Below are 24,291 nucleotides of genomic sequence, written 5' to 3'. Positions count from 1 at the left end.
GCTGGCGAACCGACGGAGGATGGCGCATGTCCAACGGCGAGGAACCGTTCGCACCCCACGACGACGTGTCCGCGCGGCCGAGGTTCGACCAGGCGCTGCGCGGCTACGACAAACGCCAGGTGGACCGGTACGTCGAGCAGATGGACGGCGAGCTGACCGCCGTGACCGCCGACCGGGACCGCGCGTACGCCCAGATGCGGGAGCTGACCGCGCAGGCGCAGCGGGCGCAGACCGAGGCCGCCGAGCTGCGCCAGCGCCCCACGCAGGTGGACCGCGCGTCCTTCCGCGACCTCGGCCCGATGGTCGACCAGATCCTCGACCTGGCCGAGAAGCAGGCCGGGCAGATCACCGAGGCGGCCACGAAGCGCGCCGCCGACCTCCAGGCGCAGGCGGAGAAGGTGCTGGCCACCACCCGGGACGAGGCGGAGCGGGAGCGGCGCGAGCTGGCCGAGGAGCTGTCCACCCGCCGGGCCGAGCAGGACCGGGCGGACGAGGAGCAGCACGCCGCCGCGCAGGCGGAGCTGACCGCGATCCGGGAGCTGACCGAGAAGCTGCGGGCCGAGGGGCAGGCCGCCCACGACCGCGCCCAGCAGGAGGCGCAGCGGCTCGCGGAGCAGAGCGCCCAGCAGGTCGAGCAGGCCCGCTCCGCGTCGGAGGCGCTGGTGAAGGCGGCGCGCACGCAGATCCAGCAGGAGGTGCAGGCCAACCGCAGCAAGGCCCAGCAGGAGCTGGCCCAGTGGCAGGCCACCATGGCCCGGGAGCTGGACGAGCAGCGGGCCGCGGCCGAGCAGGAGCTGGCCGACCGGGCCAGCGCCGCCGAGCGGGACATCGCCGCCCTGGTCGCCGAGGCCCAGCAGTACGCCACCGAGGTCCGCGAGCGGGCCGACGAGGAGAACGCGGCGCACCAGGAGCAGCTCGGTGCGGTGCAGCAGGAGATCCAGCAGCGGCAGGAGACGCTCACCCAGCTCCAGGCCGAGCTGGAGACGGTCGGCCAGCAGCTGGAGCACACCCGCCGGGAGATCGCCACGGTCGAGCAGGAGGGCGCGGCGCTGGAGGAGCAGCTGGTCGCCGTACGCCGGGACCTGACCGCGGAGACCAAGCGCCTGGAGGACGCGCGCCGGGCGGCGGACCTGGCCGAGCAGCACGCGAAGGACACCCGGGCCCGGGTGCAGCGGGAGGCCAAGCGGGTCGCCGACCTGGCCGCCGCGGCGGTGATGGCGGCCGCCGCGGGCGGTGTGGAGACGGCCGAGTACCCGATGGTCGCGCCGCGTCCGGCCGCGACGCCCGCGGAGGCCACCCCGGTGGTGGTGCCCGCACCGGCCCTGGTGGCCGTCCCCGTCGTGCCGGCCGCTCCGGCCGACCCGGAGCCCGGTGAGCCGGCCGACGGCGAGCGGCCCACCGCCGAGCCGTTCCTGGAGCGCGCCTCCCTGGACCGGCCGAGCTTCGACGCGTTCGCGGTGCGCACCCCGGCCCAGCGGTCCGCCCCCGGGGCGGAGGTCACCGGGGAGCCGGCGGCCGGTCCGGAGGGTGGGGTCCCCGCCAACGCCTGACCCGCCCCCGCCGCCGCGCTCAGCCGAGGGCGGCAGCGAGGTCGGCGAGGTGCCGGGCCACCGGCCCCACGGTGAGCACGCCGCTGCCGGCGCCGGCCAGCTCGTCGGCGGCGGGCAGCAGGGCGGCGTGGAGCCGGGCCATGGTGGGGCGGTCGTCGAGGGCGAGGGCGGCCCGGGCGGCGACGCAGAGCCGGGCCTCGCGCAGCAGGTCGTGCGGCGAGGGCGGCAGGGCGCGCAGGGCGGCGGCCGCCTCGTCCCGGCGCCCGGCAGCGAGCAGGGCCAGCGGCCGGACCCACGGCGCGTACGGGCCGGCGTGGGCGGCGTCGGTCAGCGCCGGCCCGGGGTCGTCGCCGGTGGACAACCGCCGGCAGAGCAGGGCGAACGGCAGCAGTCCGGCGGCCATGCCGGGCATCTGCCCGGCGTCGAGCCGCACGGCCGCCGCCCGGTACGCCGCATCGGCCTCGGCGCCGCGTCCCGTGACGGCCAGCCGGAGGGCGGCGTACCAGTCGGTGAAGACGCCGACCAGGGGCAGTTCGTAGCGGGCGGCAAGGCGGTCGGCGGCGGCCGCGTGGGTGTCGGCGGCGGCCAGGTCGGCACGGGCGCAGTGCGCCTGGAGCGCGACGAGGTGCCCGAGCACCTCGAAGGTGACCAGCCCGTGCCGGGCGGCCAGGTCGACCAGGTCGGCGCCGATGCGGGCGCGTTCCGGGGCTCGGCCGGCGCGGTCGAAGGTGTGCATGAACCGGGCGTTGAACGCGAGGGCCAGCAGGGCCGGGTCGTCGACGCGGCGGGCGATCTCCTCCGCCTCGGCCGCCGCCCGCCGGCCCCGGTCGCCGGTGTCGCCGCGCAGTTCCAGGGCCAGGGTGCAGAGCAGCCGGCCGCGCCGGGCCGCCTGGTCGCCGGGGAGCGCGGCGAGGGCGGCTCCGGCCGCGGCGACGATCCGTCGGGACAGTTCCTCGTCGTCGTTGCGGGTCCAGACGGCCGGCACGTCGAACGCGGCCAGCACGTCCGCGGTGAGCCCCGGGTCGGCGAGGCGTTCGACGGTGGCGACCGCCTCGGCCCGCAGCCGGCGGGTCCGGTCGAGGTGGCCGGTGACGGCGAGGGCGCGGCCCCAGCCGATGACCGCGGCGAGCCGCCCGCGTACGTCGTTCCCGCCGGCCCGGTCGTGGGCGGCGACGGCCTGCTGCCAGAGCCGTGCCGCCTCGTGCGGGTGGCAGCGCCGCTCGGCGCGTTCGGCGCCGGCCGTGGCGTACCGGGCGGCCCGGGTCGCGGCGTCCGGGCCGGGAGCGTGTCCGAAGTGGTGGGCCAGGGCGGTGACGTCGTCCGGCCGGAGGCGTTCGAGCACCGCCCCGACGGCGGCGTGCCAGCGGGCCCGGCGCGGCGCCGACAGGTCGGTGTAGAGGGTGTCGCGGACCAGGATGTGGGCGAACCGGGTGCCGTCGGGGGTGAGGAAACCGGCCTGCGCTGCCCGGTCCACGGCGTCCAGCGTGGCCTCCTCGCCGGCCAGCGCGGCCAGCACGTCGGCGTCGAGGTCGCGGCCGAGCACGGCGGCCTGCGCCAGCACCGCCCGGGTCGGCTCGGGCAGCCGCGCCAGGCGGTGGCGGATGACATCCCGCACGCCGGCCGGGACGCGTTCCAGCGCGGCGGCGCCCTCGGCGGCGAGCAGCCGGGCCAGTTCCCGGACGAAGAACGGGTTGCCGCCGCTGCGGCGGTGCAGCACCCGGACGGTGTCGGGGTCCGCCGCGCCGGCCACGGCCCGGACCAGGTCGCCCGTCTCGGCCTCGGTGAGCCCGCCCAGGTAGACGCGGACCGGTTCGGTGGGCGCGAGCCGGGCCAGGGCCCCGGTGAGCGCAGGCGTGATCCCGGTGGCTCGGTAGGTGCCGACCGCCAACACCGGCCCGGTCACCGGCTCGGGGCCGGTGAACAGCGCGGTCAGCAGGTCGAGGGTGTCCTCGTCGGCCCGGTGCAGATCGTCGAGGACGAGCAGCACGGGCCCGCGCCGCGCCGCCGCGCCGACCCGGGCGCCAGCGATCCGGTGCAGCCGGTAGCGGGCCACGGCCGGGTCGCCGCCGTCCGGGAGCGCCGGCCCGGCCGCCGGTCCCCCGGCGTCGGGCAGGGCGGCGGCGAGCTGCGTCCACGGCCAGGCGGCCGGGGCGCCCTCGTATTCGGGGACCCGGCCGACGGCGCGGGTCCAGCCGGCGGCGGCGAGCCGGCCGGCCAGCGCCTCGACGAACGCGGTCTTGCCCGCGCCGGCGTCGCCGGAGACCAGCGCGAGGGCGGGCCGGCCGGCGCCTGCCACCTCCTCGGCCAGTCCCACCAGGCTCGCCAGCTCGGCCTCGCGCCCCACGAACGGGCGCCGCTCCTCCGCCGCTCCCCCGGCCCGCGGCGGGGCGGCGGCCGGGTCGAGGTGCGGGGCCTGGGCGAGGATGTCGGCCTCCAGCCGGCGCAGCCGGGGGCCGGGATCCACCCCCAGCTCCCGGACCAGCACGGCCCGGGCGTCCCGCAGCGCGGCGAGCGCGTCGCCCTGCCGGCCGGCCCGGTAGAGGGCGGTCGCCAGCAGCCGCCAGGTCTCCTCCCGCAGCGGCTGCGCGGCGGCCTGGGCGCGCAGGTCGCCGGCGGCCTCGGCGGCCCGGCCCAGGGCCAGCAGCGCCTCGGCGCGCCGCTCGACGGCGAGCATCCGCAGCTCGTCCAACCGGTCGATCTCCGCCCGTGCCCACGGCTCGGCGGCGAACTCGGCGTAGGCGGGGCCGCGCCAGAGGGCGAGCGCGCCGTCCAGGGCGGCCAGCGCCGGGCCGGCCGGCCCGGCCGCGAGCGACTCCCCCGCCGCACCGACCGCCGCCTCGAACCGCCCCGCGTCGACGGCCTCGGGGGCGGCCGCCAGCGCGTACCCGGGCGGGGCGGTGACCAGCAGCCGGGCCGGCTGCCGTGGGGGCCGGTCGGGCTCCAGGGCCCGGCGCAGGTCGGCCACGAAGGTCCGCACCGCACCGACGGCGCCCTCCGGCGGCTCCGCCCACAGGTCGCCGACGAGGCGGTCGACCGGCACCACGCGGCCCCGGGCGACCAGCAGGCGGGCCAGCACGGCCCGCTGCCGGGGGCCCTTCAGCGCCACCGGGCCCCGATCGCCGGTCGCCACCAGCGGCCCGAGCACCCCGAACGTCATTCCGGGAACGCGCGGCGGGCTGGTCACCCCGCCCACTCTAGGCAGCCCGGTGCGCGCGCACCGGCGGCCCGGCCAGGGCACTCATCCGATGCTGATCGGCCACTGACCGGCGCCGGGCAGGCTCGACGGGACCCGATCACACCCGGAGAGGACCACTCATGATCAACGGATTCGAGTCGCGCCGCGTCACCGTCGCCGACGGCGTGGCGCTGCACGCCGCGGTGGGCGGCAGCGGCCGCCCGGTCGTGCTGCTGCACGGCTTCCCGCAGACCCACCTGATGTGGCGGCACGTCGCCGCGGACCTGGCCGCCGACCACACGGTCATCTGCCCCGACCTGCGGGGGTACGGCGACAGCGACAAGCCCGCCGACACCGACGGCACGGCGTACGCCAAGCGGACCATGGCCGCCGACGTGGTGGCGCTGGCCCGGGCGCTGGGGCACGACCGGTTCGCCCTGGCCGGGCACGACCGGGGCGCCCTGGTGGCGATCCGGGCCGGCCTGGACCACCCCGGGGCGGTCACCCACCTGGCCGCGCTGGACGTGCTGCCCACCCTCGACACCTGGGAGGTGATGCACGGCGTCACCGCTGCGGTCGGGTTCCACCTCTATCTGATGGCCCAGCCGCCGGGGCTGCCCGAGCGGCTGATCGGCGCCGCTCCGGACGAGTTCTTCGGCCACTTCCTCGACCTCTGGGCCGGCGACCCGGACGCGATCCCCGCCGACGTGCGGGCCGCGTACCTGCGGGCCTGCCGGTCGGCGGTGCCCTCGATCGTGGCGGACTACCGGGCCTCGGCCGGCGTCGACATCGCGCACGACGAGGCGGACCGGGCGGCGGGCACCGTGCTGCGGATGCCGGTGACCGTGCTCCAGCAGGACTGGGGCGCGGCGCTCGGCTTCGACGCGGCGGCGCGCTGGCGGGCCTGGGCGCCGGACCTGCGGCACGTGCCGGTGTCGTACGGGCACTTCATGGCCGAGGAGGCCCCGGCCGAGGTGGCGAAGGAGCTGCGCGCGCTGCTGGCCCGCTGAGGCGCCCTTGCCCTCGACCGTGAAAGATGCAAATATTCGGATCACTGTACGTGTGGGGGTTCTCACGTTCGGGGGTTGATCGGCATGCGAAAGGTTTCCTCGATGGCGGCGGCGATCGCGCTGACGCTGGGCTGCACCGGTGTGGCGGTGGTGAGCGCGGCGGGCCCGGCGAGCGCGACGTGCAGCCACGCACACTCCAACATCGACACCAAGTTGGGCACGCTCTTCAACGCCACCAACGTCAACATCCGCTCCGGTCCGCACACGACCTGCGGCTCGCTCGGCTACGGCCAGCTCAGCCACAGCGTCGACTTCCACTGCTACACCAACGGCGACCGGGTCAGCGCCAACGGCCACACCACCTACACCTGGACCTACCTGAGGGACACCACGACCGGGGTGTCCGGCTGGGTCGCCGACGCCCTGCTGGACAACCTCGGCAGCAGCGTCGCCTGCTGACCGTCCCCGCACGGCCCGCCCCGAGGGGGCAGGATGGTCCGGCATGACCGAGCCGCGCCTGTACCCGCCCGTCGAGCCGTACGCCACCCACCGGATCGCCGTCGGTGACGGCCACGAGCTGTACGTGGAGGAGGTGGGGCGGCCGGACGGCGTACCCCTGGTCTTCCTGCACGGCGGGCCGGGCGGCGGCCTGGTGCCGGCGGCACGGCGGTTCTTCGATCCGCTGCGCTACCGCGCCGTGCTGTTCGACCAGCGCGGCGCGGGGCGCAGCACCCCGTTCGGTGAACTGCGGGGCAACACCACCTGGCACCTCGTGGCCGACCTGGAGACGATCCGGGAGCGGCTCGGGATCGACTCCTGGCTGGTGTTCGGCGGGTCGTGGGGCGTCACCCTGGGCCTGGCGTACGCCCAGACCCACCCGGAGCGCGTGACCGGGCTGATCCTGCGCGGGGTGCTGCTGCTGCGGCGCAGCGAGCGGGACTGGTTCTACCAGGGCGGCCTGCGCCACCTCCAGCCGGACGAGTGGGAGCGGTTCGTCGCCCCGATCCCCGCCGCCGAGCGCGACGACGTGCTGGCGGCGTACCACCGGCGGCTGCACGGGCCGGACGAGGCGCAGGCCCGGGCCTGCGCGGTCACCTGGGGGCGCTGGGAGGCGGTCAACTCCTCGCTGCGCCCCGACCCGGGGGTGCTCGCCCACTTCACCGCCGAGGAGCAGGCGCTGCCGATCGCCCGGATCCTCTCCCACTACGCCGTGCACGGCGGGTTCCTCACCGAGTCGCAACTGCTCGACGGCGTGGACCGGATCCGCCACCTCCCCGCCGTGATCATCAACGGCCGCTACGACCTGTGCTGCCCGCCGGTGTCCGCGTACGACCTGTCCCGGCGCTGGCCGGAGGCCGAGTTGCGGATCGTGCCCGACGCCGGCCACTCGGCCGCCGAGCCGGGCATCGCCCGGGAACTGCTCCGCGCCACCGACCACTTCGCCGACCTGCTCACCTGAGCGTCCCGCGTCGGACCTCCGACACCGCCGCGTCCGCGCCTACCGGACGGGCGGCGGCGCTGGCAAGATCGGCCGGGTGACGGGTGCGCTGTTCGCGGTCAGTGACCTTCATGTGTCGTACGCCGAGAACCGCGCGGTCGTGGACGGCCTGCGGCCGGAGTCGCCGGACGACTGGCTGATCGTGGCCGGCGACGTCGGCGAGGTGTTCGCGGACATCGAGCGGACGCTGCGGCAGCTCCGGGACCGGTTCGCCCGGGTGGTCTGGGTGCCCGGCAACCACGAGCTGTGGACCCACCCGGCCGACCCGGTGACCCTGCGCGGCCAGGCCCGCTACGACGCGCTGGTCGCGATGTGCCGCGACCTGGGCGTGCTCACTCCCGAGGACGACTATCCGGTGTGGCACGGTCCGGAGGGGCCGGTCACCGTGGCGCCGCTGTTCCTGCTCTACGACTACTCGTTCCGCGCCCCCGGCACCGACACGAAGGAGGAGTCGCTGCGCGCGGCGTACGCGGCGGGAGTGGTGTGCACCGACGAGATGCTGCTGCACCCCGACCCGCACCCGGACCGGGAGTCCTGGTGCGGGGAGCGGATCGCCGCGACCGAGCGGCGGCTGGCCGCCGTCGACCCGGTGCTGCCGACCGTGCTGGTCAACCACTGGCCGCTGGTCCGCCAGCCCACCGACGTGCTCTGGTACCCGGAGTTCGCCCAGTGGTGCGGCACCGACCGCACCGCCGACTGGCACCTGCGGTACCGCGCCGCCGTGGCGGTCTACGGGCACCTGCACATCCCCCGGACCACCCACTACGACGGGGTCCGCTTCGAGGAGGTCTCGCTGGGCTACCCGCGCGAGTGGGGCCGCCGGGGCGGCGAGCCCCGGCCGATGCGACGGGTCCTCGGCGGCGCCGCGTGATCGAAGGGCTGCTCCCACCGTCGGCGGTCGCCGTCGAGGCGTTCGCCGACATCCCCGGCGAGGTCCCCCACCCCGGCGAGGCGGACCTGCTCGCCCGGGCCGTGGAGGCCCGCCGCCGCGAGTTCGTCACCGCCCGCCGCTGCGCCCGGGAGGCCCTGACCCGCCTCGGGTACGCCCCGGCGCCGATCCGCCCCGGCCCGAAGCGGGAGCCGCGGTGGCCGGCCGGCGTGGTGGGAAGCATCACGCACTGCGACGGTTACCGGGCCGCGGCCGTCGCCCGGCACACCGCGCTGGCCGGGCTCGGCATCGACGCCGAACCGCACGAGCCGCTGCCCGACGGCGTGACCGGGGTGGTCACCACGGCCGGCGAGCCGGCGTCGCTGGCCCGGCTGCGCGCCGCCCACCCGGCCGTGCACTGGGACCGGCTGCTGTTCAGCGCCAAGGAGTCGGTCTACAAGGCGTGGTACCCGCTGACCGGGCGCTGGCTCGGCTTCGAGGACGCCGAGCTGTCCGTCGACCCGGCCGGGGGACGCTTCACGGCCCGGGTGCTCGTCGACGCCACCCGCGTCGACGGCGGCCCGCCGCTGGCCGAGCTGCGCGGCCGGTGGCTGGTCGCCGGCGGGCTGGTGATCACGGCCGTGGCCGTGCCCCGGCAGCCCTGACCGGGTCGCGGCCGCCGGGCCGTGAGCGAACGCTCTCACCTGCCCGAGTGGTCCGAGTTTGCCCACCTGAGGCCAGGGTAGGGCCTTGAGGGCCTGGTCGTTTACCCCGCATGGAGGACAGGTCCTGATGGATTCCAGCAAGCCCGCCAAGGTCGTCAAGGATGTCGTGGAGGCCGCGGCCGGCAAGGTCGCCGACGTCCTGACCCCGGAGGTGCCCGGCGCGCCGGGCAGCGCCCCACCGTCTCTCGAGGAGCCGACGACGCCGCACGGTCCGTTGCCGCCGAAGGAGGAACAGGGCGCCCCGGACACGCGCACCCCGACCGGCGCGGAAACCGGCGTGCCGAAGATCGCCAAGGGACAGCAGGGCGCCTACCTCACCACCGCCAACGGGGCCCGGCTGCGCGACACGGACCACTCGCTCAAGGCCGGTCCGCGCGGCCCGGTGCTGCTCCAGGACCACCACCTGCGCGAGAAGATCACCCACTTCGACCACGAGCGCATCCCGGAGCGGGTCGTGCACGCGCGCGGCGCCGGGGCGCACGGCGTCTTCGTCGGCTACGGCACCGCCGAGGAGGTCACCCGGGCGGCCTTCCTGAAGAAGGGCCGGGAGACCCCGGTCTTCGTCCGCTTCTCCACGGTGCTCGGCTCGCGCGGGTCGGCGGACACGGTCCGCGACACCCGCGGGTTCGCGACCAAGTTCTACACCGACGAGGGCACCTTCGACCTGGTCGGCAACAACATGCCGGTGTTCTTCATCCAGGACGCGATCAAGTTCCCGGACATCATCCACGCCGGCAAGCCGCACCCGGACCGGGAGATCCCGCAGGCGCAGAGCGCCCACGACACCTTCTGGGACTTCGTCTCCCTGCACACCGAGGCGCAGCACCACGCCATGTGGAACATGTCCGACCGCGGCATCCCCCGCTCCTACCGGACCATGGAGGGCTTCGGCGTCCACACGTTCCGGCTGGTCAACGAGGCCGGCACGACGGTGCTGGTCAAGTTCCACTGGAAGCCGAAGCTGGGCGTGCACTCCCTGACCTGGGAGGAGGCGCAGCTGATCAGCGGCATCGACCCGGACTTCCACCGCCGCGACCTCTACGACGCCATCGAGGCCGGCGCGTACCCGGAGTGGGAGCTGGGCATCCAGGTCTTCCCGGACACCCCCGAGGAGACCTTCGCCGGGATCGACCTCCTCGACCCCACGAAGATCGTGCCGGAGGAACTGGCGCCGGTGCAGCCGGTCGGCCGGCTCACCCTCAACCAGACCCCGCGGAACTTCTTCGCCGAGACCGAGCAGGTCGCCTTCCACCTCGGGCACCTGCCGCCGGGCATCGACGTCACCAACGACCCGCTGTTGCAGGGCCGGCTCTTCTCGTACCTCGACACGCAGCTCACCCGGCTGGGCGGGCCGAACTTCACCCAGATCCCGATCAACCGGCCGCACGCCGAGGTCAACGACATGCTCCGGGACGGCTTCCACCAGCACGCGGTGCACGCGGGCGTGGCGCCCTACCGGCCGAACTCGCTGGACGGGGGCAACCCCTTCCCGGCCGGTGACCGCGAGAACGCGTTCGTCGACACGCCGGTCACGGTCGCCGAGGCCCCGAAGGTGCGCGCGGCCCCGGCCTCGTTCGACGACCACTACAGCCAGGTACGGCTGTTCTGGTTGAGCATGTCGCCGGTGGAGAAGGAACACATCATCCGGGCGTACACCTTCGAGCTGGGCAAGTGCTACCACCAGGCGATCAAGGAGCGCCAGCTCCGGTGCCTGGCCAACATCGACCCCGTGCTGTGCGAGCAGGTCGCCACCGGCCTGGGCCTGCCGGCGCCGAAGCCCACCGTGCCGCTGGCCGAGGTGCAGCCGAGCACGGCCCTGTCGCAGGTCGGCCGGGAGTGGCCGGCGGACGGCCGGATGGTCGGCATCGTGGTGGACGCGGACAGCGACCTCGACGGGGTGGGCGAGGTCCGGCGGGCGGTGTTCGCCGCCGGCATGGTGCCGCTGCTGATCGCCGCGCACGGCGGCCTGGTCGGCGACCTGCCGGTGCAGCGCACCTTCGCCACCGGCCGGTCGGTGGAGTTCGACGCGGTCCTGCTGGCCGCGGCGCCGGCGCCCGCACCGGACGCGCTGCCCGCCCGGGACGCCAAGGCCGGCGCGGCCGGCTCCGCCACCGTCGACCCCCGAGTGCTGCTGCTGGTCGAGGAGGCCTGGCGGCACGCCAAGGCGATCGGCGCCTGGGGCGCCGGGGCCGAGGTGCTGCGCCAGGCCGGCGTGGCGGGCACGCCCGGTGTGGTCACCGGCGACTCCGCTGCCGAGGTCTTCGGCACGGTGCAGCAGCTGATGGCGGCGCACCGGGTCTGGGAGCGGTTCCCCGCCTCGGTCTCCTGAGCAGGCGCCGGAGGGGCGGCCCCGGACGGGGCCGCCCCTCCGGCCGTGTGGGCACCGGTGTTTGCGCCCCGGTTCGGCGGGAAGGACGGGGGCCTCACAGTCAGGAGCGGCGGATGAACGGACCCATGGGCGGCGAGCCGGTCGGTGACCTGGAACTCGTGCACACCTTCACCGGGCCGATGCCGACCGGGGTCAGCGTGTCGCACACCGGCCGGGTCTTCGTGAACTTCCCCAAGTGGGGAGACGAGGTGCCGGCGACCGTCGTCGAGCTGCGCGACGGCCGGGAGGCGCCCTTCCCGGACGAGTCCTGGAACAGCCCGTCCGGGGACGACGACGGGCACGCCTTCGTCTCGGTGCAGAGCATCGTGGTGGACCCGGCGGACCGGCTCTGGGTGGTGGACACCGGCAGTCCGATGTTCCAGCCGACGAAGCCGGGCGGGCCGAAGCTGGTGCGGGTCGACCTGGACACCGACACCGTCGGGCAGGTGATCACCTTCCCGACCGACGTGGTGCTGCCCACCACGTACCTCAACGACGTGCGCTTCGACCTGCGCCGGGGTGACGCCGGCCTGGCGTACCTCACCGACTCCTCCGGCTCGGGGCCGAACGGGATCGTCGTGGTGGACCTGGCCACGGGCGCGTCGTGGCGGCGGCTGCACGACCACCCGTCCACGAAGGCGGAGCCGCTGGACTCGTTCCGGCCGGTCGTCGAGGGCCGGCCGTTCCTGGAGCGCCCCGCCGACGGGCCGCCGAAGCCCGTCGCCATGGGCTCGGACGGCATCGCCATCTCCGCCGACGGTTCCCGGCTGTACTACTGCCCGCTCGCCTCGCGCCGCTGGTACAGCGTGGCGACCGACGCGCTCGCCGACCGGGCGCTGCGCGAGGAGCAGGTGGCGGCCACGGTCGTGGACGAGGGCGACAAGGGCGGCGGCTCGGACGGCCTGGAGACCGACGACTCGGGCGCGTTCTACCTGACCTCCTACGAGCACAACGCCGTGCTGCGCCGCCGGGCGGACGGCGAGTTCGAGACCGTGGTGCACGACCCGCGGCTGCTCTGGCCCGACACGATGTCGGTGGCCGCCGACGGCCACCTCTACGTCACCGCCAACCAGCTGCACCGGCAGGCGAACTACCAGGGCGGCACCGACCTGCGGCGCAAGCCGTACGCCCTGTTCCGCGTGCGCATCGACGCCGGACCGGTACGGCTGCGCTGACTTTTCATCGATTTGTTTAAGTATTGCGATCGAGTGTCGCGCACTGCCATGATGACCGTCAATTTCTTCCTTCCCCGAAGGAGCGGTCCGCATGGCGCTCACCCGCCGTACCCTGATCCGGTCCGTGGCGGCGGGGTCCGCCCTCGCCGCGCTCCCCGACCTGGTGCCCACCCTCACCCGGGCCGCCGCCGCGGCCAGTCCTCCCGGCGACGTGGTCGGCAAGGTCTCCGTCGGCTACCAGGGCTGGTTCAGCTGCCCCGGTGACGGCGCGCCGATCGGCGGCTGGTGGCACTGGAGCCGGGACCGGTTCCAGTCCCCCTCCCCGGCCAACACCACGATCGTGTCCTGGCCCGACATGCGGGAGTACGCGCGCGGCTACTCCACCGCCTACCCGAACCTGGGCAACGGCCAGCCCGCCACGCTCTTCTCCTCCTACGACCAGCAGACCGTGGACACCCACTTCCGCTGGATGCAGGAGTACGGCTGCGACACCGCGGCGCTGCAACGGTTCAACCCGTTCGGTGACGAGGGACCGACCCGCGACGCGATGGCGGCGAAGGTCCGCTCCGCCGCCGAGCGGTTCGGCCGCAAGTTCTACGTCATGTACGACGTGACCGGCTGGACGGCGATGCAGTCCCAGCTCAAGGAGGACTGGACGACCCGGATGTCGGCGCACACCGCCTCACCGGCGTACGCCCGGCAGAACGGCCGGCCGGTGGTCTGCGTCTGGGGTTTCGGGTTCAACGACGACGCCCGCCCGTTCACCCCGGCGGCCTGCCTGGACGTCGTGCGGTGGCTCACCGCGCAGGGGTGCTACGTCATCGGCGGCGTGCCCACCTACTGGCGGCAGGGCATCAACGACTCCCGACCCGGCTTCGCCGACGTCTACCACGCCTTCCACATGCTCTCGCCGTGGATGGTCGGGCGCACCGGCACCCTCGACGGGCTGGACTGGTTCCACACCAACGTCAACGTCCCCGACCTGGCCGACTGCGTGGCGCACGGCATCGACTACCAGCCCTGCGTGATGCCCGGCGACCTGTCCGCCGGTCACCGCCGGCACGGCGACTTCTACTGGCGGCACCTCTACAACATGGTGCGGCTCGGCGCGCAGGGCCTCTACGTGTCGATGTTCGACGAGTTCAACGAGGGCAACCAGATCGCCAAGACCAGCGAGACGGCGGCGACGACCCCGGCCGGCGCCGGCACCCGGGCGCTCGACGAGGACGGCACCTTCTGTTCGGCCGACTACTACCTGCGGATAACCGCCGACGGCGGGCGGATGCTCAAGGGCCAGCTCGCGCTGACCGCGGTGCGGCCGACCCCGCCGGTCGCCGGGGGCGGCCAGCCGCCGGGCGGCAACCTGGCCGCCGGCCGGCCGGCGTCGGCGAGCAGCCAGAACGGGCCGTTCGTCGCCGGCAACGCCGTCGATGCCGACCGGGGCAGCTACTGGGAGTCCGGCGGCAGCGCCTTCCCGCAGTGGTGGCAGGTGGACCTGGGCGCCGCCCACCCGGTGGCCCGCCTGGTCCTCGCCGTGCCGCCGGGTTGGGAGGCGCGGACCCAGACGCTGTCGGTGCAGGGCAGCACCGACGGGGTCACCTTCACCACCCTGGCCGCGTCGGCCGGCGTCCGGTTCGACCCGACGTCCGGCAACACCGCCACCGTCACCGTGCCGGCCACCACGGCCCGCCACGTCCGGGTCGCCGTCGCCGGCAACACCGCCTGGCCCGCCGCCCAACTCGCGCAGGTCGAGGTGTACGCGGCCACCGGCACGTCCACCCCGCCGACCGCCCCCGGCAGCCTGGCGGTGACCGGGCGGACCGCCACCAGCGTGTCGCTGGCCTGGACCGCCGCCACCGACGCCGACGGGATCGCCGGCTACCAGGTACGCCAGGGCGAAAGCACGGTCGCCTCGGTCACCGGCACGGCGGCCACGGTCAGCGGGCTCAGCCCGGCCACCACGTACACCTTCACGGTCGTCGCCCGGGACACCACCGGCGCCGTCTCGGCGCCCTCGAACGCGGTCACGGTGACCACCGACCCGGCGGCGCCGACCGACCTGGCCCGGGGCCGGCCGACGACCGAGAGCAGCCACACCCAGAGCTACGGCAGCGGAAACGTCGTCGACGGCAACCCCGACACCTACTGGGAGAGCGCCAACAACGCCTTCCCGCAGTGGGTCCAGGTGGACCTCGGCGCGGCCACCCCGGTCGGGCGGGTGGTGCTCCGGCTCCCGCCGTCGGCGGCCTGGCAGGCGCGGACCCAGACCCTCTCGGTGCTGGGCAGCACGGACGGCGGGGGCTGGAGCAGCCTGGTCGCCGCCGCCGGCCGGGTGTTCGACCCGGCGACCGGCAACCAGGTGACGCTGACCTTCCCGGCCACCCCGGCCCGGTACGTGCAGGTCCGCTTCACCGGCAACACCGGCTGGCCGGCCGGGCAGCTCGCCCAGTTGGAGGTCCACTCCGGCTGAGCCATCGAAAGACATCGTTGACGGCTTAGTTAATACTCTTTAATATTTGGCCTACCTCGAGGAAGACCATCCCCCGTCCGACCCGTACCGCTCGGCCGCGCAGGTCCCGACCAGCGCCGGCCGGGCGGCGCGGGGCCCCCTGCACCGGGAAGGCCCTCGATGTCCGCACCGCGCCTCCGCCGCCGTTCCCCCGTGGCCGCCGGCCTGCTCGCGCTCGCCACCGCCGCCGCGACGCTCGCCCTCACGCCGGCCGCCGCCGAGGCCGTCGTCCTGCCGAACAACTTCAAGAGCGTCGGCTACATGCCGTCCTGGAGCGGCAGCGTCAACAGCATCCAGTACGGCAAGCTCACCCACATCAACTACGCGTTCGCGCTGCCCAACAACGACGGCAGCCTGCGCCCGGTGGAGAACCCCAGCAAGCTCTCCTCGCTGGTGTCGCTCGGGCACGCCAACAACGTCAAGGTGTCGATCGCGATCGGCGGCTGGAACGACGGCAACGACTCCGCGTTCGAGGCGCTCGCCGCGAACTCCGGCGCCCGTGGCGCCTTCGTCACCAACGTGGTCAACTTCGTCAACCAGTACAACCTCGACGGCGTCGACATCGACTGGGAATATCCCGACCCGGGCGCCTCGGCCAGCAACTACACCGCGCTCATGCAGCAGCTCGGCAGCGCCCTGCACAGCCGCGGCAAGCTGCTCACCGCCGCCGTGGTCTCCGAGGGCTACTACGTCGACGGGGTGCCGCCGGCGGTCTTCGGCTCGGTCGACTGGCTGAACATCATGGCGTACGACGGCGGCAGCCCGCACGCCAACTACGACTGGTCGATCAACAGCGTCAACCTGTGGAAGTCGCGCGGCCTGCCGGCCGCCAAGGCGGTGCTCGGCGTGCCCTTCTACAGTCGGCCCGGCTACTACACCTATTCGGCCCTGGTCGGCATGGACCCGGCCAACGCCAACCGGGACTGCACCACGGTGAGCGGCGCCCAGCAGTGCTACAACGGCGTGCCGACCGTGAAGCGCAAGACCCAGTGGGCGCTGGCCAACGCGGGCGGGATGATGAACTGGGAGCTGTCGCAGGACACCACCGGCGCGACCTCGCTGGTCAGCGCGATCTACGACACCGTCATGGGCGGTGGCACGCCGCCGCCGAGCGGGCGGACCGGCCCGATCACCGGCATCGGCGGCAAGTGCGTCGACGTCGCCGCGGCCAGCAGCGCCAACGGCACCGCGGTACAGCTCTACACCTGCAACGGCACGGCCGCGCAGAGCTGGACGGTGGCCGGCGACGGCACCCTCCGGGCGCTGGGCAAGTGCGCCGACGTGACCAGCGGCTCCACCGCCAACGGGGCGAAGGTGCAGCTCTGGGACTGCAACGGCACCGGCGCCCAGGTCTGGCAGGCCCAGTCCAACGGCACCCTGCGCAACCCGCAGTCCAACAAGTGCCTGGACGCCACCGACAACAGCTCCGCCAACGGCACCCGGCTGCAGATCTGGGACTGCTTCGGCGGCGCCAACCAGGTCTGGCGGCTGCCGGCCTGACCGCGACCGTGGCCCCGCCGCGCCGGCCCGGCGCGGCGGGGCTCGGCCGTCACCAGCGGTTGCGGGCCTCCTCCGCCCAGCCGACCAGGCCGTCGAGGTCCACCCGCTCGCCGTCGTCGGTGGCGGCCCATCCGGAGAAGTGCCCGAAGCACTGGTGGGTCTCCCCGGCCACCACGCCGAGGTTGGTGCGCGCGACGCGCTCGTGGAACGGGTGGAACCTCACGTCCACGCGGTCGCCGGTGACGCGCCACGGCCGCAGCCAGTCGGCGCGGTCGTAGCTCCAGGCCAGGTCCGCGCCGATCTTGTGCAGCCGGCCGTCGAGGAACAGGGCGTTCTCCGTCGCGCCGGTCCCGTCGGTCCACCTGCCACCGAGCTGGAGGGCCCGGCCCGGCGCGCACCCGGCGGCCCAGTTCCAGCTCACCGCGTACCGCCACTTGCCGCGACCGTGGTCGAGCACCGCGAACGACTCGGTGTCGACCGGGTACGCCGTGCCGTCCACCCGGAGCGTGCCGCGCACCGGCCGGCCGACGTCCTTGTGCGTGTACTGGAACCGCCGGGTGCTCCACGGCACCACCACGCCCAGCGACTCGTGCCCCGGCGGCAGGGGCACCACCAGGTCCACCTCGACGCCGGGCGCCGTGGCCCGGACGGTGCTGCCGTCGGGGCGCTGGTCGATCTCGACGACCAGGCCACCGCCGCGGGCCCGCACGGCGCCCGCGCCGCTGACCGGTGGAAGCACCGCGCCGCGGGCGAACGGGACGACCGCCTCGGTGGTCCGCTCGATCCCGCTGCGCCGGTCGAGCAGGTAGAGGCTGTGCACGCCCGCGTAGTCCAGCGACGACGCGACGAGTCCCACGATGTGCGTCGGTGTGACGACGCCCCAGTGCTCCCAGCGCTTGGCCCGGCCCCAGCCACGCAGGTTCGCCCGGTGCAGCGGCCGGCGGCTCCAGCCCATCGCCGCCGGGTTCAACCGTCCGTCCGGCCGGCACAGGTCCACCGGCTCGGTGATCTCCCGCTCGTGCGTCATCGACGCAGGCTACCGGCTCCGGCGCGCGGACGGTCTACGGGAGTGATTTCCGTCGATGCTTGATATCGAAGGTAGCCGATATATAGGCTGTGCCGGTCCCCGCTCGACCCCGTCCCACAAGGAGAGTGAGCGATGCGTCTACCCAAGGTCACCCGGTTCCTCGCCACCGTCGCCACCGCGGCGCTGGCGGCGGTGGGCACCGTCACCGTCGACGCGGCGCCGGCCGCCGCAGCCGTCCGCAACGTCTGCTACAACACCAGCCAGGCCGGGCCGTTCGCCAGCTACGCCGTCCAGGCCGCCTCGATCTGGAACAACCGCACCAACAACATCAACATGGCGCAGTGCGGTTCGAACCTGATGATCTACTACACCTACGGCGGCGGCTCGTACGCCCAGCGCACGAGCCTCGGCAACGGCCGCGTCGTCATCGACTACTACCAGGCGCAGCAGTACTCGCCGCTGCGGATCATGACCCACGAGATCGGGCACATCCTCGGCCTGCCCGACAACTACAACGGGAACTGCGCCATCCTGATGTCCGGCGGCAGCGCCGGCACCAGCTGCACCAACCCGTACCCGAGCACCACCGAGGCCGCCCGGGTCGACCAGCTGTTCGGCTTCGCCGCCGCCCGCAACGCGACGACGCCGCAGATCTTCACCGGCAGCTGGCCGGCCCCCGCCACCGCGGGCGCCCAGCGCTGACCGACCGCAACCAGGACGCCCGGCCGGGGCGGCGGACAGCCGCCCCGGCCGGGCGGTCCCGGTTCAGGCGTCCACCGGGGACCCGGCGGGGCGCTGGCGGCACCGCCCCGCCGGGGTTGCGGATCAGCGGCCCCGGGTGGCCTTGCAGATCTCCACCGGCAGGGCCGGCGCACCGTCGACCGGCGCCGGGTCCTCCGGCGTGGCGGCGATCCCGCCGGCCGCGATGCGGTCCAGGGTGGCCAGCCCGGCCGCGTCGATCGAGCCGAAGACGGTGTAGTTGGGGCGCAGCGCCGAGTCGGACTGCACCAGGAAGAACTGGCTGCCGTTGGTGTCCGGGCCGGCGTTGGCCATGGCCAGGGTGCCCCGGGCGTAGAGACGGCGGACCCCGGTCGGGTCGGTCGGCGCCGGCGGCAGGTCCGTCGGCAGCTCGTCGGCGTACCGGTAGCCCGGCCCGCCCTCGCCGGTGCCGGACGGGTCACCGCACTGGAGCACCTTCAGCGTCGGGTACGCGGTGAGCCGGTGGCAGGGCGTCCGGTCGTAGAACCGGTGCCGCGCCAGGTGCAGGAAGCTCTGCACGGTGCACGGGGCCTGCTCGCGGTCGAGGGTCAGCCCGATCGGCCCCTGGTTGGTCCGCAGCGTCACCCGGACGGTGCCCCGGTCCGGCGTGCGGCGGGGGTCCGGCGGCAGCGGCACCGGCCGGGCGGCCGGCTCGTCCGGCGTCGGCGTGTACGCGCACGGGCCCTTCGTGGGCGCCGGCGGGGCGGGCGCCGCGGAGGCGGCGACGCCACCGGTGGCGACCAGCGCGGCGGAGACCACCGCCACCCCGGCGAGACGGGCCAGCAGTGGTGATGCGGCGTGCGGTCGGGTTTCGCTCGACACGTGGGTCCTCCCTGGACTCGTGGTACCAGAAAGAGCGGAGTCTATGGAGGCGGCGACCGGATGTCGATGAGGGTCGACGCCGCGTCGCCGCGGTCGACGCCATCCCCCGGGTTGGCGACCGGCACACCGAAAGGTGACATGATGGCGCCGACCAGGCCGGTGCCGGCGAGAAAGCGTGGCTGCCCATGGCGTCCTTCCAGGCGAGGACCTCCCGCGAGCCGGGACGGACGGTGGTCCGGCTGGCCGGCGAGTGCGACCTGGCCGCCCGGGACCGGCTGACCGGCACGCTGCTGGGCGCCGTGGACGACGCCCCGGTCGTGGTGGTCGACCTGGCCGCGGTGGAGTTCCTCGACTCCACCGGCATCCACGCGCTGGTGACGGCGCACCACCGGGCGCGGGCGGCGGACAGCCGGCTCTACCTGGTCAACGCCACCGGCGCGGTGGCCACCCTGCTGGAGCTGACCGGCGTCGGCGACCTGCTCCGGCATCCCGGCGACGCGACCGGCTGACCGCGGGCGCACCGAGACACCCGCGACGAGGACTTCAGGGCAGCACGCGGACGGCCAGGGTGCAGGTGTCGTCGTCCGGACTGGGCCGGTGCAGGGCGTCGCGCAGCCGGGCGAGGTGTCGCGGCCCCGGCCGGCCCGAGAAATCCGACAGGGCCGCACGCACCGCCGCCACCTGGTCCTCCGGGTTACCGACGCGGCGTTCCGTCAGGCCGTCGGTGTAGAGCAGCAGCACGTCGTCACCGCGCAGCTCGGTGGTGAGCATCGGGTAGCGGGCGGCGGGGTCGGCGCCCAGCAGCATCCCGGCGGGCCGGCCCAGGTCGCCGGTCGTGCCCGCCCGCGACAGCAGCGGCAGCGGATGCCCGGCCCGTGCCCAGGCCAGGCGCCGGGTCGCCGGGTCGAAGACGGCGAGCACCGCGGTGGCGGTGATCTCCAGCTGGCCGCAGAGCCGGTTCATGTGCCCGAGCAGCACCGCCGGGTCGCGGATGCCGATCGACAGCCAGGCGACCAGCGCGAAGCGCAGGTGGGCCATCCCGCTGGCCGCCTCCAGCCCGTGGCCGGCCACGTCACCGACCGCCAGCACGACCGACCCGTCCGGCATCGTCTCGGCGTGGTACCAGTCGCCACCGACCCGCAGCGCGCTCTCCGCGGGCAGGTAGCCGACCAGCACCTCCAGCCCGGCCAGGGCGACCGGCTCGCGGGGCACCGGTTGGATGAGGTTCTGGAGCTGCCCGGCGAGGCGGTGCTCGGCCAGCGCGGTCGTCTCCCGGGTCCGCAGCTGGTCGCGGAGCTGCTCGATGGCGCTCCGCGAGTCCTCCCGCGCGGTCACGTCCTGGACCACCGCGTAGACCTTCACCGGCGCGCCGCCCTCGTCGCGGGCCACGTCGGACAGGATCCGCAGGTGCTTGACGGACCCGCCCGCGCGGAACCGCACGGTGACGTCCGACGCCGCGCCGCTGTCCAGCATCTGCCAGGCGGCCTCGCGCAGACCCTGGTCGGCGGGAAGGAGCGCGGCGCGCTGATCGGCCCGCGACATCGGGCCCAGCGCCGGATCCCGCTCGAAGATGCGGTACATCCCCGGTGACCACTCGGTGCCGCCGGTGACCAGGTCGTACTCCGCCCAGCCCAGGCTGCCCAGCAGCTCGGTGCGGGCCAGCCGGAGCCGGTGCTCGTCCAGCCGCTGCCACCAGACCAGCAGGCCGCCCAGCACCCGGTGCACGCTCACGTCGAAGACCGAGTCGGCCACGACCCCCGCGCCGTGGCCGGCGTAGCGGAAGTCGGGCAGGTGGGCGGGCTCGCCGGTGGCCAGCACCTCCTGGTACGCCTGCCACAGCGGGCCGGCGACCATCCCGGGATACAGCGTGCTCAGCGGCTGGCCCACCCGCCCGGCGCCCCGCCCGTGGACGTCGCGCCCCTGCGCGCTGGCGGCGGCCACCACGAAGTCGACCACCGTGCCGTCCGGTGCCCGTACCGGCAGCAGCCAGGTGCAGCCCGCCGGGATCGTCGCGAGCACCTGCCGGACCGCCGCCACCACGGAGTCGGCGGTCGACGGGGCCGACGGCCCGACGGTCGACAGTGCGGCCGGCTCGGCGGCCACGCGCGGCAGGGTGTCGTCTGCCATGCCGGCAGCCTAGCCAGCTTTCCCGGCGGATCCGAGCCCCGCCGTCGCGGGAGCGCCGGCGCGTCCCGGGGGCCGGCGACGGCGGCTCGGGCGGGCGGGCGGCCGCGTTCCGCTCCTGGCCGCCCTCCGCTCATCGTCGCCCGACCGGGCCCGTCCAGCGTGGGATCGGCGCCCGCCTCCCGCAGGGACGCCGGCGCGCACCCACGGCGGGGCATGGCGCGAGCGGCAACGGGTACGGCGGCGGGATGGGACGCTACGACGACGAGGTGGCCGCGCTGGCGACCCCGCTGACCGGCCCGGGCAGCCTGGACGCGCTGCTGGAGCGGGTCGGCGACGCCCGGGTGGTGATGCTCGGCGAGGCCACCCACGGCACGCACGAGTTCTACACCTGGCGGGCGGCCGTCACCCGCCGGCTCGTCGAGGAGCGGGGGTTCTCGTTCGTCGCCGTCGAGGGCGACTGGCCCGACTGCGACCGGGTGGACCGCAGCGTCCGCTGCCGCCCCGAGGCCCCCGCCGACCCGCGCGCGGCGCTGGCCGCGTTCGAGCGCTGGCCGACCTGGATGTGGGCGAACGAGGAGGTCGCCGACTTCACCCGCTGGCTGCGGGACCACAACGCGCGGGTGGACGAGGCCGAACGGGTGGGCTTCCACGGCCTCGACGTCTACTCGCTCTGGGAGTCGCTCCGGGAGATCCTCACCTGGCTGCGGGAGCACGACCCCGACCAGGTGCCGGCCGCGCTGACCGCGTACCGCTGCTTCGAGCCGTACGACGAGGATCCCCAGCGGTACGCCCTGGCCACCCGCCTGGTCCCGCACCGCTGCGAGGAGGAGGTCGTCGCGCTGCTGGCCGGGCTCCGCGAGCGGGCGGCGGCGGACGGGCCGGATCACTTCGGCGCCTGGCAGAACGCCGAGGTGGCGGCCGGCGCCGAGCGCTACTACCGGGCGATGGTCCGGGGCGGCCGGGAGTCGTGGAACGTCCGCGACCGGCACATGGACGACACCCTCGACCGGCTCCTGGACCACTACGGCCCGGGCGCGCGGGCCGTGGTCTGGGCGCACAACACCCACGTCGGTGACGCCCGGGCCACCGACATGGCCGATGCGGGCGAGGTCAACATCGGCCAGCTGGCCCGGGAACGGTACGGGCCGGAGCAGGTGGTGCTTGTCGGGTTCGGCACCCACTCCGGCACGGTGACGGCCGGCACGGCCTGGGGCGCGCCCATGGAGACGATGACGGTCCCCCCGGCGCGCCGCCACACGCTGGAGGACGCCCTGCACGCCGCCGCCCCGGACCGGGCGCTGCTGGTCTTCCCCCGCGACGGCCGGCCCGACCTGCTGACCCACGAGATCGACCACCGGGCCATCGGCGTGGTCTACCGGTCGGGGCGGGAGAGTCCGGGCAACTACGTGCCCACCGTGCTCGGGGAGCGCTACGACGCCTTCTGCTGGTTCGACACCTCCCGGGCGGTCCGGCCACTGCCCATCCGCCCGGCGCCCGCCGAGGCCGAGACCTGGCCGTCCGGCGTCTGACCGGCCACGACGGGTGGTTTCGGGGGGAGCGTCCCGGGCCACGCCGTCCGGTGGCGCCAGTCCGGGGGCCGGACGTTCGCCCGCCGGCCGCCCGGGTAAGCGCGCCGGAGCCGACCGGGGGCCCGCACCGGCCCCGCGCCCGGTATTCGACCGCCGGGCGGTTCCGCGCGCCGGAGGCCCGATGCTGCGTCCACCGCTCACCCCGATGCTCGCCGCGCCGGTCGCGGAGCTGCCCACCGGCCGGCAGCTGGCGTACGAGCCGAAGTGGGACGGCTGGCGGGCCCTGGGGTTCCGCGACGATGCCGCTGTGCGGCTGCAGTCCCGGGCCGGCCGTGATCTCACCGGCTACTTCCCGGACGTCGCCCGGACGCTGGGGTCGCTGCCCGCCGGCACGGTGCTCGACGGCGAGCTGATCGTGTGGGCGGGGGGCCGCACTGACTTCGCCCTGCTCCAGCGGCGCGTGACCGCCGGGCGTGGGCTGGCCGCGCTGGTCGACCGCCATCCCGCGCACTTCGTGGCCTTCGACCTGCTCGGCGGCCCGGACGGGGAGCCGCTGCTCGACGTCCCGCTGGCCGAGCGGCGCCGGCGGCTGGCGGCGCTGCTCGGCGACGCACCCGCGGGGCTCGTGCTCTGCCCGCAGACCGGCGACCCGGCCGAGGCCCGGGAGTGGCTCCGGACCTGGACCGACGCGGGCGTCGAGGGGATCGTCGTCAAGCGGTGCGACGCCCGGTACGAGCCGGGGCGGCGGGGCTGGCAGAAGGTCCGCGCCCACCACACCGTGGAGACCCTCGTCGGCGGGGTCACCGGCCCGGTGACCGACCCGGACACCCTCCTGATAGGCCGGTGCGACGAGCGGGGCCGGCTGCGCTACCTGGGGCGGACCCACCCGCTGCGCCGGCAGCAGCGCCGCGAGCTGGCCGGGCTGCTCGAGCCGGCCGCCGCGCCGGATCACCCCTGGCCGCAGCCGCTGCCGGGCGGGTGGACCGGCCAGCTCAACCCGGCGCCGCCGCTGCCGTACACGCCGGTGCGCCAGGACCTCGTCGTCGAGGTGGAGGCCGACACGGCGTACGAGCACGGGCGCTGGCGGCACCGGGTCCGGCACCTGCGACCCCGGCTCGACCTGGCCGCCGGCGACCTGCCCCCGCTGACCGACGGTCCGGAGGCGCTGGGCGCCGGCGGGACGGACGGTCCAGCGACGGACCGGCCGGGGAGGCGCACCGCGTGAGCGACGGCCGCATGCTGCGCCGGAACACCCAGCTCCGACAGCAGGGCATCGAGCACCTCACCGACGTCATGGAGGTCCGGATGGAGTCCCAGGGCCAGTTCGGCGTCATTCCTCGCGACGGTCGGCGCGGCCGGGATTGAAGCCGTTTGTTCCCGACCCGCCCGGGAAGCCGACGACGGAGTGGCGCGCGGAGCCGCCCGCGCCAGCCCACGGAGGAGGCTCGACATGGGTGACCGTGACCGATTGCACGAGCTGCGGCAGCAGGCCCACAGCGCGGGCATCGAGGGGAACTCCAAGATGACCGAGCAGCAGTTGCGCGACGCGTTGCGGCGGGTCGGCAAGGGTGAACAGCCGCAGATGGCGAAGCAACAGGCCCGGCGGTGACCGGGCGGGCGGGCGCCGGTACCCGACGGGTGCCGGCGCC

Annotated in this window: 19 protein-coding genes and 1 pseudogene; 16 read left to right on the top strand and 4 right to left on the bottom strand. The window is 75.2% G+C overall.

Annotated elements, in window-relative coordinates:
• Window positions 1-26: 26 nt before the first annotated feature.
• Window positions 27-1,550, top strand: coding sequence for a hypothetical protein (locus NFX44_RS12040; RefSeq protein WP_262283599.1), 1,524 nt, complete (start codon window positions 27-29; stop codon window positions 1,548-1,550).
• Between the two features lie 19 nt (window positions 1,551-1,569).
• Here NFX44_RS12040 and NFX44_RS12035 read toward each other — a convergent pair whose 3' ends face one another.
• Window positions 1,570-4,734 (bottom strand): BTAD domain-containing putative transcriptional regulator, encoded by a 3,165-nt coding sequence (locus NFX44_RS12035; protein WP_262283598.1) that lies wholly within the window; start codon window positions 4,732-4,734, stop codon window positions 1,570-1,572.
• A 131-nt stretch (window positions 4,735-4,865) separates the two neighbouring features.
• Between NFX44_RS12035 and NFX44_RS12030 the strand changes: the two genes are divergently transcribed.
• The 9 genes from NFX44_RS12030 (at window position 4,866) to NFX44_RS11990 (ending at window position 16,378) form a co-directional block, all read left to right on the top strand.
• Window positions 4,866-5,735 (top strand): alpha/beta fold hydrolase, encoded by an 870-nt coding sequence (locus NFX44_RS12030; RefSeq protein WP_262283597.1) that lies wholly within the window; start codon window positions 4,866-4,868, stop codon window positions 5,733-5,735.
• Between the two features lie 102 nt (window positions 5,736-5,837).
• Window positions 5,838-6,194: a hypothetical protein gene (locus tag NFX44_RS12025; RefSeq protein ID WP_262283596.1), complete on the top strand. Its 357-nt coding sequence runs from the start codon at window positions 5,838-5,840 to the stop codon at window positions 6,192-6,194.
• Window positions 6,195-6,237: 43 nt separating this feature from the next.
• Window positions 6,238-7,194, top strand: a complete 957-nt coding sequence (gene pip, locus NFX44_RS12020) for a prolyl aminopeptidase (protein WP_262283595.1) — start codon at window positions 6,238-6,240, stop codon at window positions 7,192-7,194.
• A 76-nt stretch (window positions 7,195-7,270) separates the two neighbouring features.
• Complete coding sequence (locus tag NFX44_RS12015; protein ID WP_262283594.1) at window positions 7,271-8,104, top strand: metallophosphoesterase; 834 nt, start codon at window positions 7,271-7,273, stop codon at window positions 8,102-8,104.
• Window positions 8,101-8,766, top strand: coding sequence for a 4'-phosphopantetheinyl transferase (locus NFX44_RS12010; protein WP_262283593.1), 666 nt, complete (start codon window positions 8,101-8,103; stop codon window positions 8,764-8,766). The genes NFX44_RS12015 and NFX44_RS12010 overlap by 4 nt, the downstream gene beginning before the upstream one ends.
• 127 nt (window positions 8,767-8,893) lie before the next feature.
• Window positions 8,894-11,155 carry a catalase gene (locus NFX44_RS12005; protein WP_262283592.1) on the top strand — a complete coding sequence of 754 codons (2,262 nt, stop codon included), beginning with the start codon at window positions 8,894-8,896 and terminating at the stop codon, window positions 11,153-11,155.
• 113 nt (window positions 11,156-11,268) lie between these two features.
• The gene (locus NFX44_RS12000) at window positions 11,269-12,369 is read left to right on the top strand and encodes a major royal jelly family protein (RefSeq protein WP_262283591.1); all 1,101 of its coding nucleotides are present in this window, start codon (window positions 11,269-11,271) and stop codon (window positions 12,367-12,369) included.
• 91 nt (window positions 12,370-12,460) lie between these two features.
• On the top strand, window positions 12,461-14,839 hold the full coding sequence (locus tag NFX44_RS11995; RefSeq protein ID WP_262283590.1) for a discoidin domain-containing protein: 2,379 nt from the start codon (window positions 12,461-12,463) through the stop codon (window positions 14,837-14,839).
• Window positions 14,840-14,998: 159 nt separating this feature from the next.
• Window positions 14,999-16,378: a glycosyl hydrolase family 18 protein gene (locus NFX44_RS11990; protein WP_262283589.1), complete on the top strand. Its 1,380-nt coding sequence runs from the start codon at window positions 14,999-15,001 to the stop codon at window positions 16,376-16,378.
• Window positions 16,379-16,427: 49 nt separating this feature from the next.
• Here NFX44_RS11990 and NFX44_RS11985 read toward each other — a convergent pair whose 3' ends face one another.
• Window positions 16,428-17,405 (bottom strand): DUF2804 domain-containing protein, encoded by a 978-nt coding sequence (locus NFX44_RS11985; RefSeq protein ID WP_262283588.1) that lies wholly within the window; start codon window positions 17,403-17,405, stop codon window positions 16,428-16,430.
• A 132-nt stretch (window positions 17,406-17,537) separates the two neighbouring features.
• On the opposite strand from NFX44_RS11985, the gene NFX44_RS11980 reads away from it, so the two are divergent.
• Window positions 17,538-18,107, top strand: a complete 570-nt coding sequence (locus tag NFX44_RS11980) for a snapalysin family zinc-dependent metalloprotease (protein WP_262283587.1) — start codon at window positions 17,538-17,540, stop codon at window positions 18,105-18,107.
• Window positions 18,108-18,230: 123 nt separating this feature from the next.
• Here NFX44_RS11980 and NFX44_RS11975 read toward each other — a convergent pair whose 3' ends face one another.
• Window positions 18,231-18,986: a peptidylprolyl isomerase gene (locus NFX44_RS11975; RefSeq protein ID WP_262283586.1), complete on the bottom strand. Its 756-nt coding sequence runs from the start codon at window positions 18,984-18,986 to the stop codon at window positions 18,231-18,233.
• Between the two features lie 185 nt (window positions 18,987-19,171).
• Here NFX44_RS11975 and NFX44_RS11970 point away from each other — a divergent pair, with 185 nt between their 5' ends.
• Window positions 19,172-19,495: an STAS domain-containing protein gene (locus NFX44_RS11970; protein ID WP_262283585.1), complete on the top strand. Its 324-nt coding sequence runs from the start codon at window positions 19,172-19,174 to the stop codon at window positions 19,493-19,495.
• 34 nt (window positions 19,496-19,529) lie between these two features.
• Here NFX44_RS11970 and NFX44_RS11965 read toward each other — a convergent pair whose 3' ends face one another.
• Window positions 19,530-21,113 carry a PP2C family protein-serine/threonine phosphatase gene (locus NFX44_RS11965; RefSeq protein WP_262283584.1) on the bottom strand — a complete coding sequence of 528 codons (1,584 nt, stop codon included), beginning with the start codon at window positions 21,111-21,113 and terminating at the stop codon, window positions 19,530-19,532.
• 347 nt (window positions 21,114-21,460) lie between these two features.
• On the opposite strand from NFX44_RS11965, the gene NFX44_RS11960 reads away from it, so the two are divergent.
• The 4 genes and pseudogenes from NFX44_RS11960 (at window position 21,461) to NFX44_RS11945 (ending at window position 24,251) form a co-directional block, all read left to right on the top strand.
• Window positions 21,461-22,642: an erythromycin esterase family protein gene (locus tag NFX44_RS11960; RefSeq protein WP_262283927.1), complete on the top strand. Its 1,182-nt coding sequence runs from the start codon at window positions 21,461-21,463 to the stop codon at window positions 22,640-22,642.
• Window positions 22,643-22,823: 181 nt separating this feature from the next.
• A complete protein-coding gene (locus NFX44_RS11955; protein ID WP_262283583.1) occupies window positions 22,824-23,867 on the top strand; it encodes an ATP-dependent DNA ligase in 1,044 nt (347 codons plus the stop codon).
• Between the two features lie 29 nt (window positions 23,868-23,896).
• A pseudogene (locus NFX44_RS11950) lies at window positions 23,897-24,007 on the top strand (YetF domain-containing protein); the annotation flags it as partial.
• 85 nt (window positions 24,008-24,092) lie between these two features.
• Entirely contained in the window at window positions 24,093-24,251 is a 159-nt protein-coding gene (locus tag NFX44_RS11945) for a hypothetical protein (RefSeq protein WP_262283581.1), read from the top strand.
• The last annotated feature ends 40 nt before the right edge of the window (window positions 24,252-24,291 follow it).

The organism is Micromonospora sp. MA102, from assembly GCF_025460765.1.
Taxonomy (GTDB): Bacteria; Actinomycetota; Actinomycetes; order Mycobacteriales; family Micromonosporaceae; genus Micromonospora; species Micromonospora halotolerans.
Note: the sequence above shows the minus strand (reverse complement) of the source record. Positions and strands in the feature narration are given on the sequence as shown.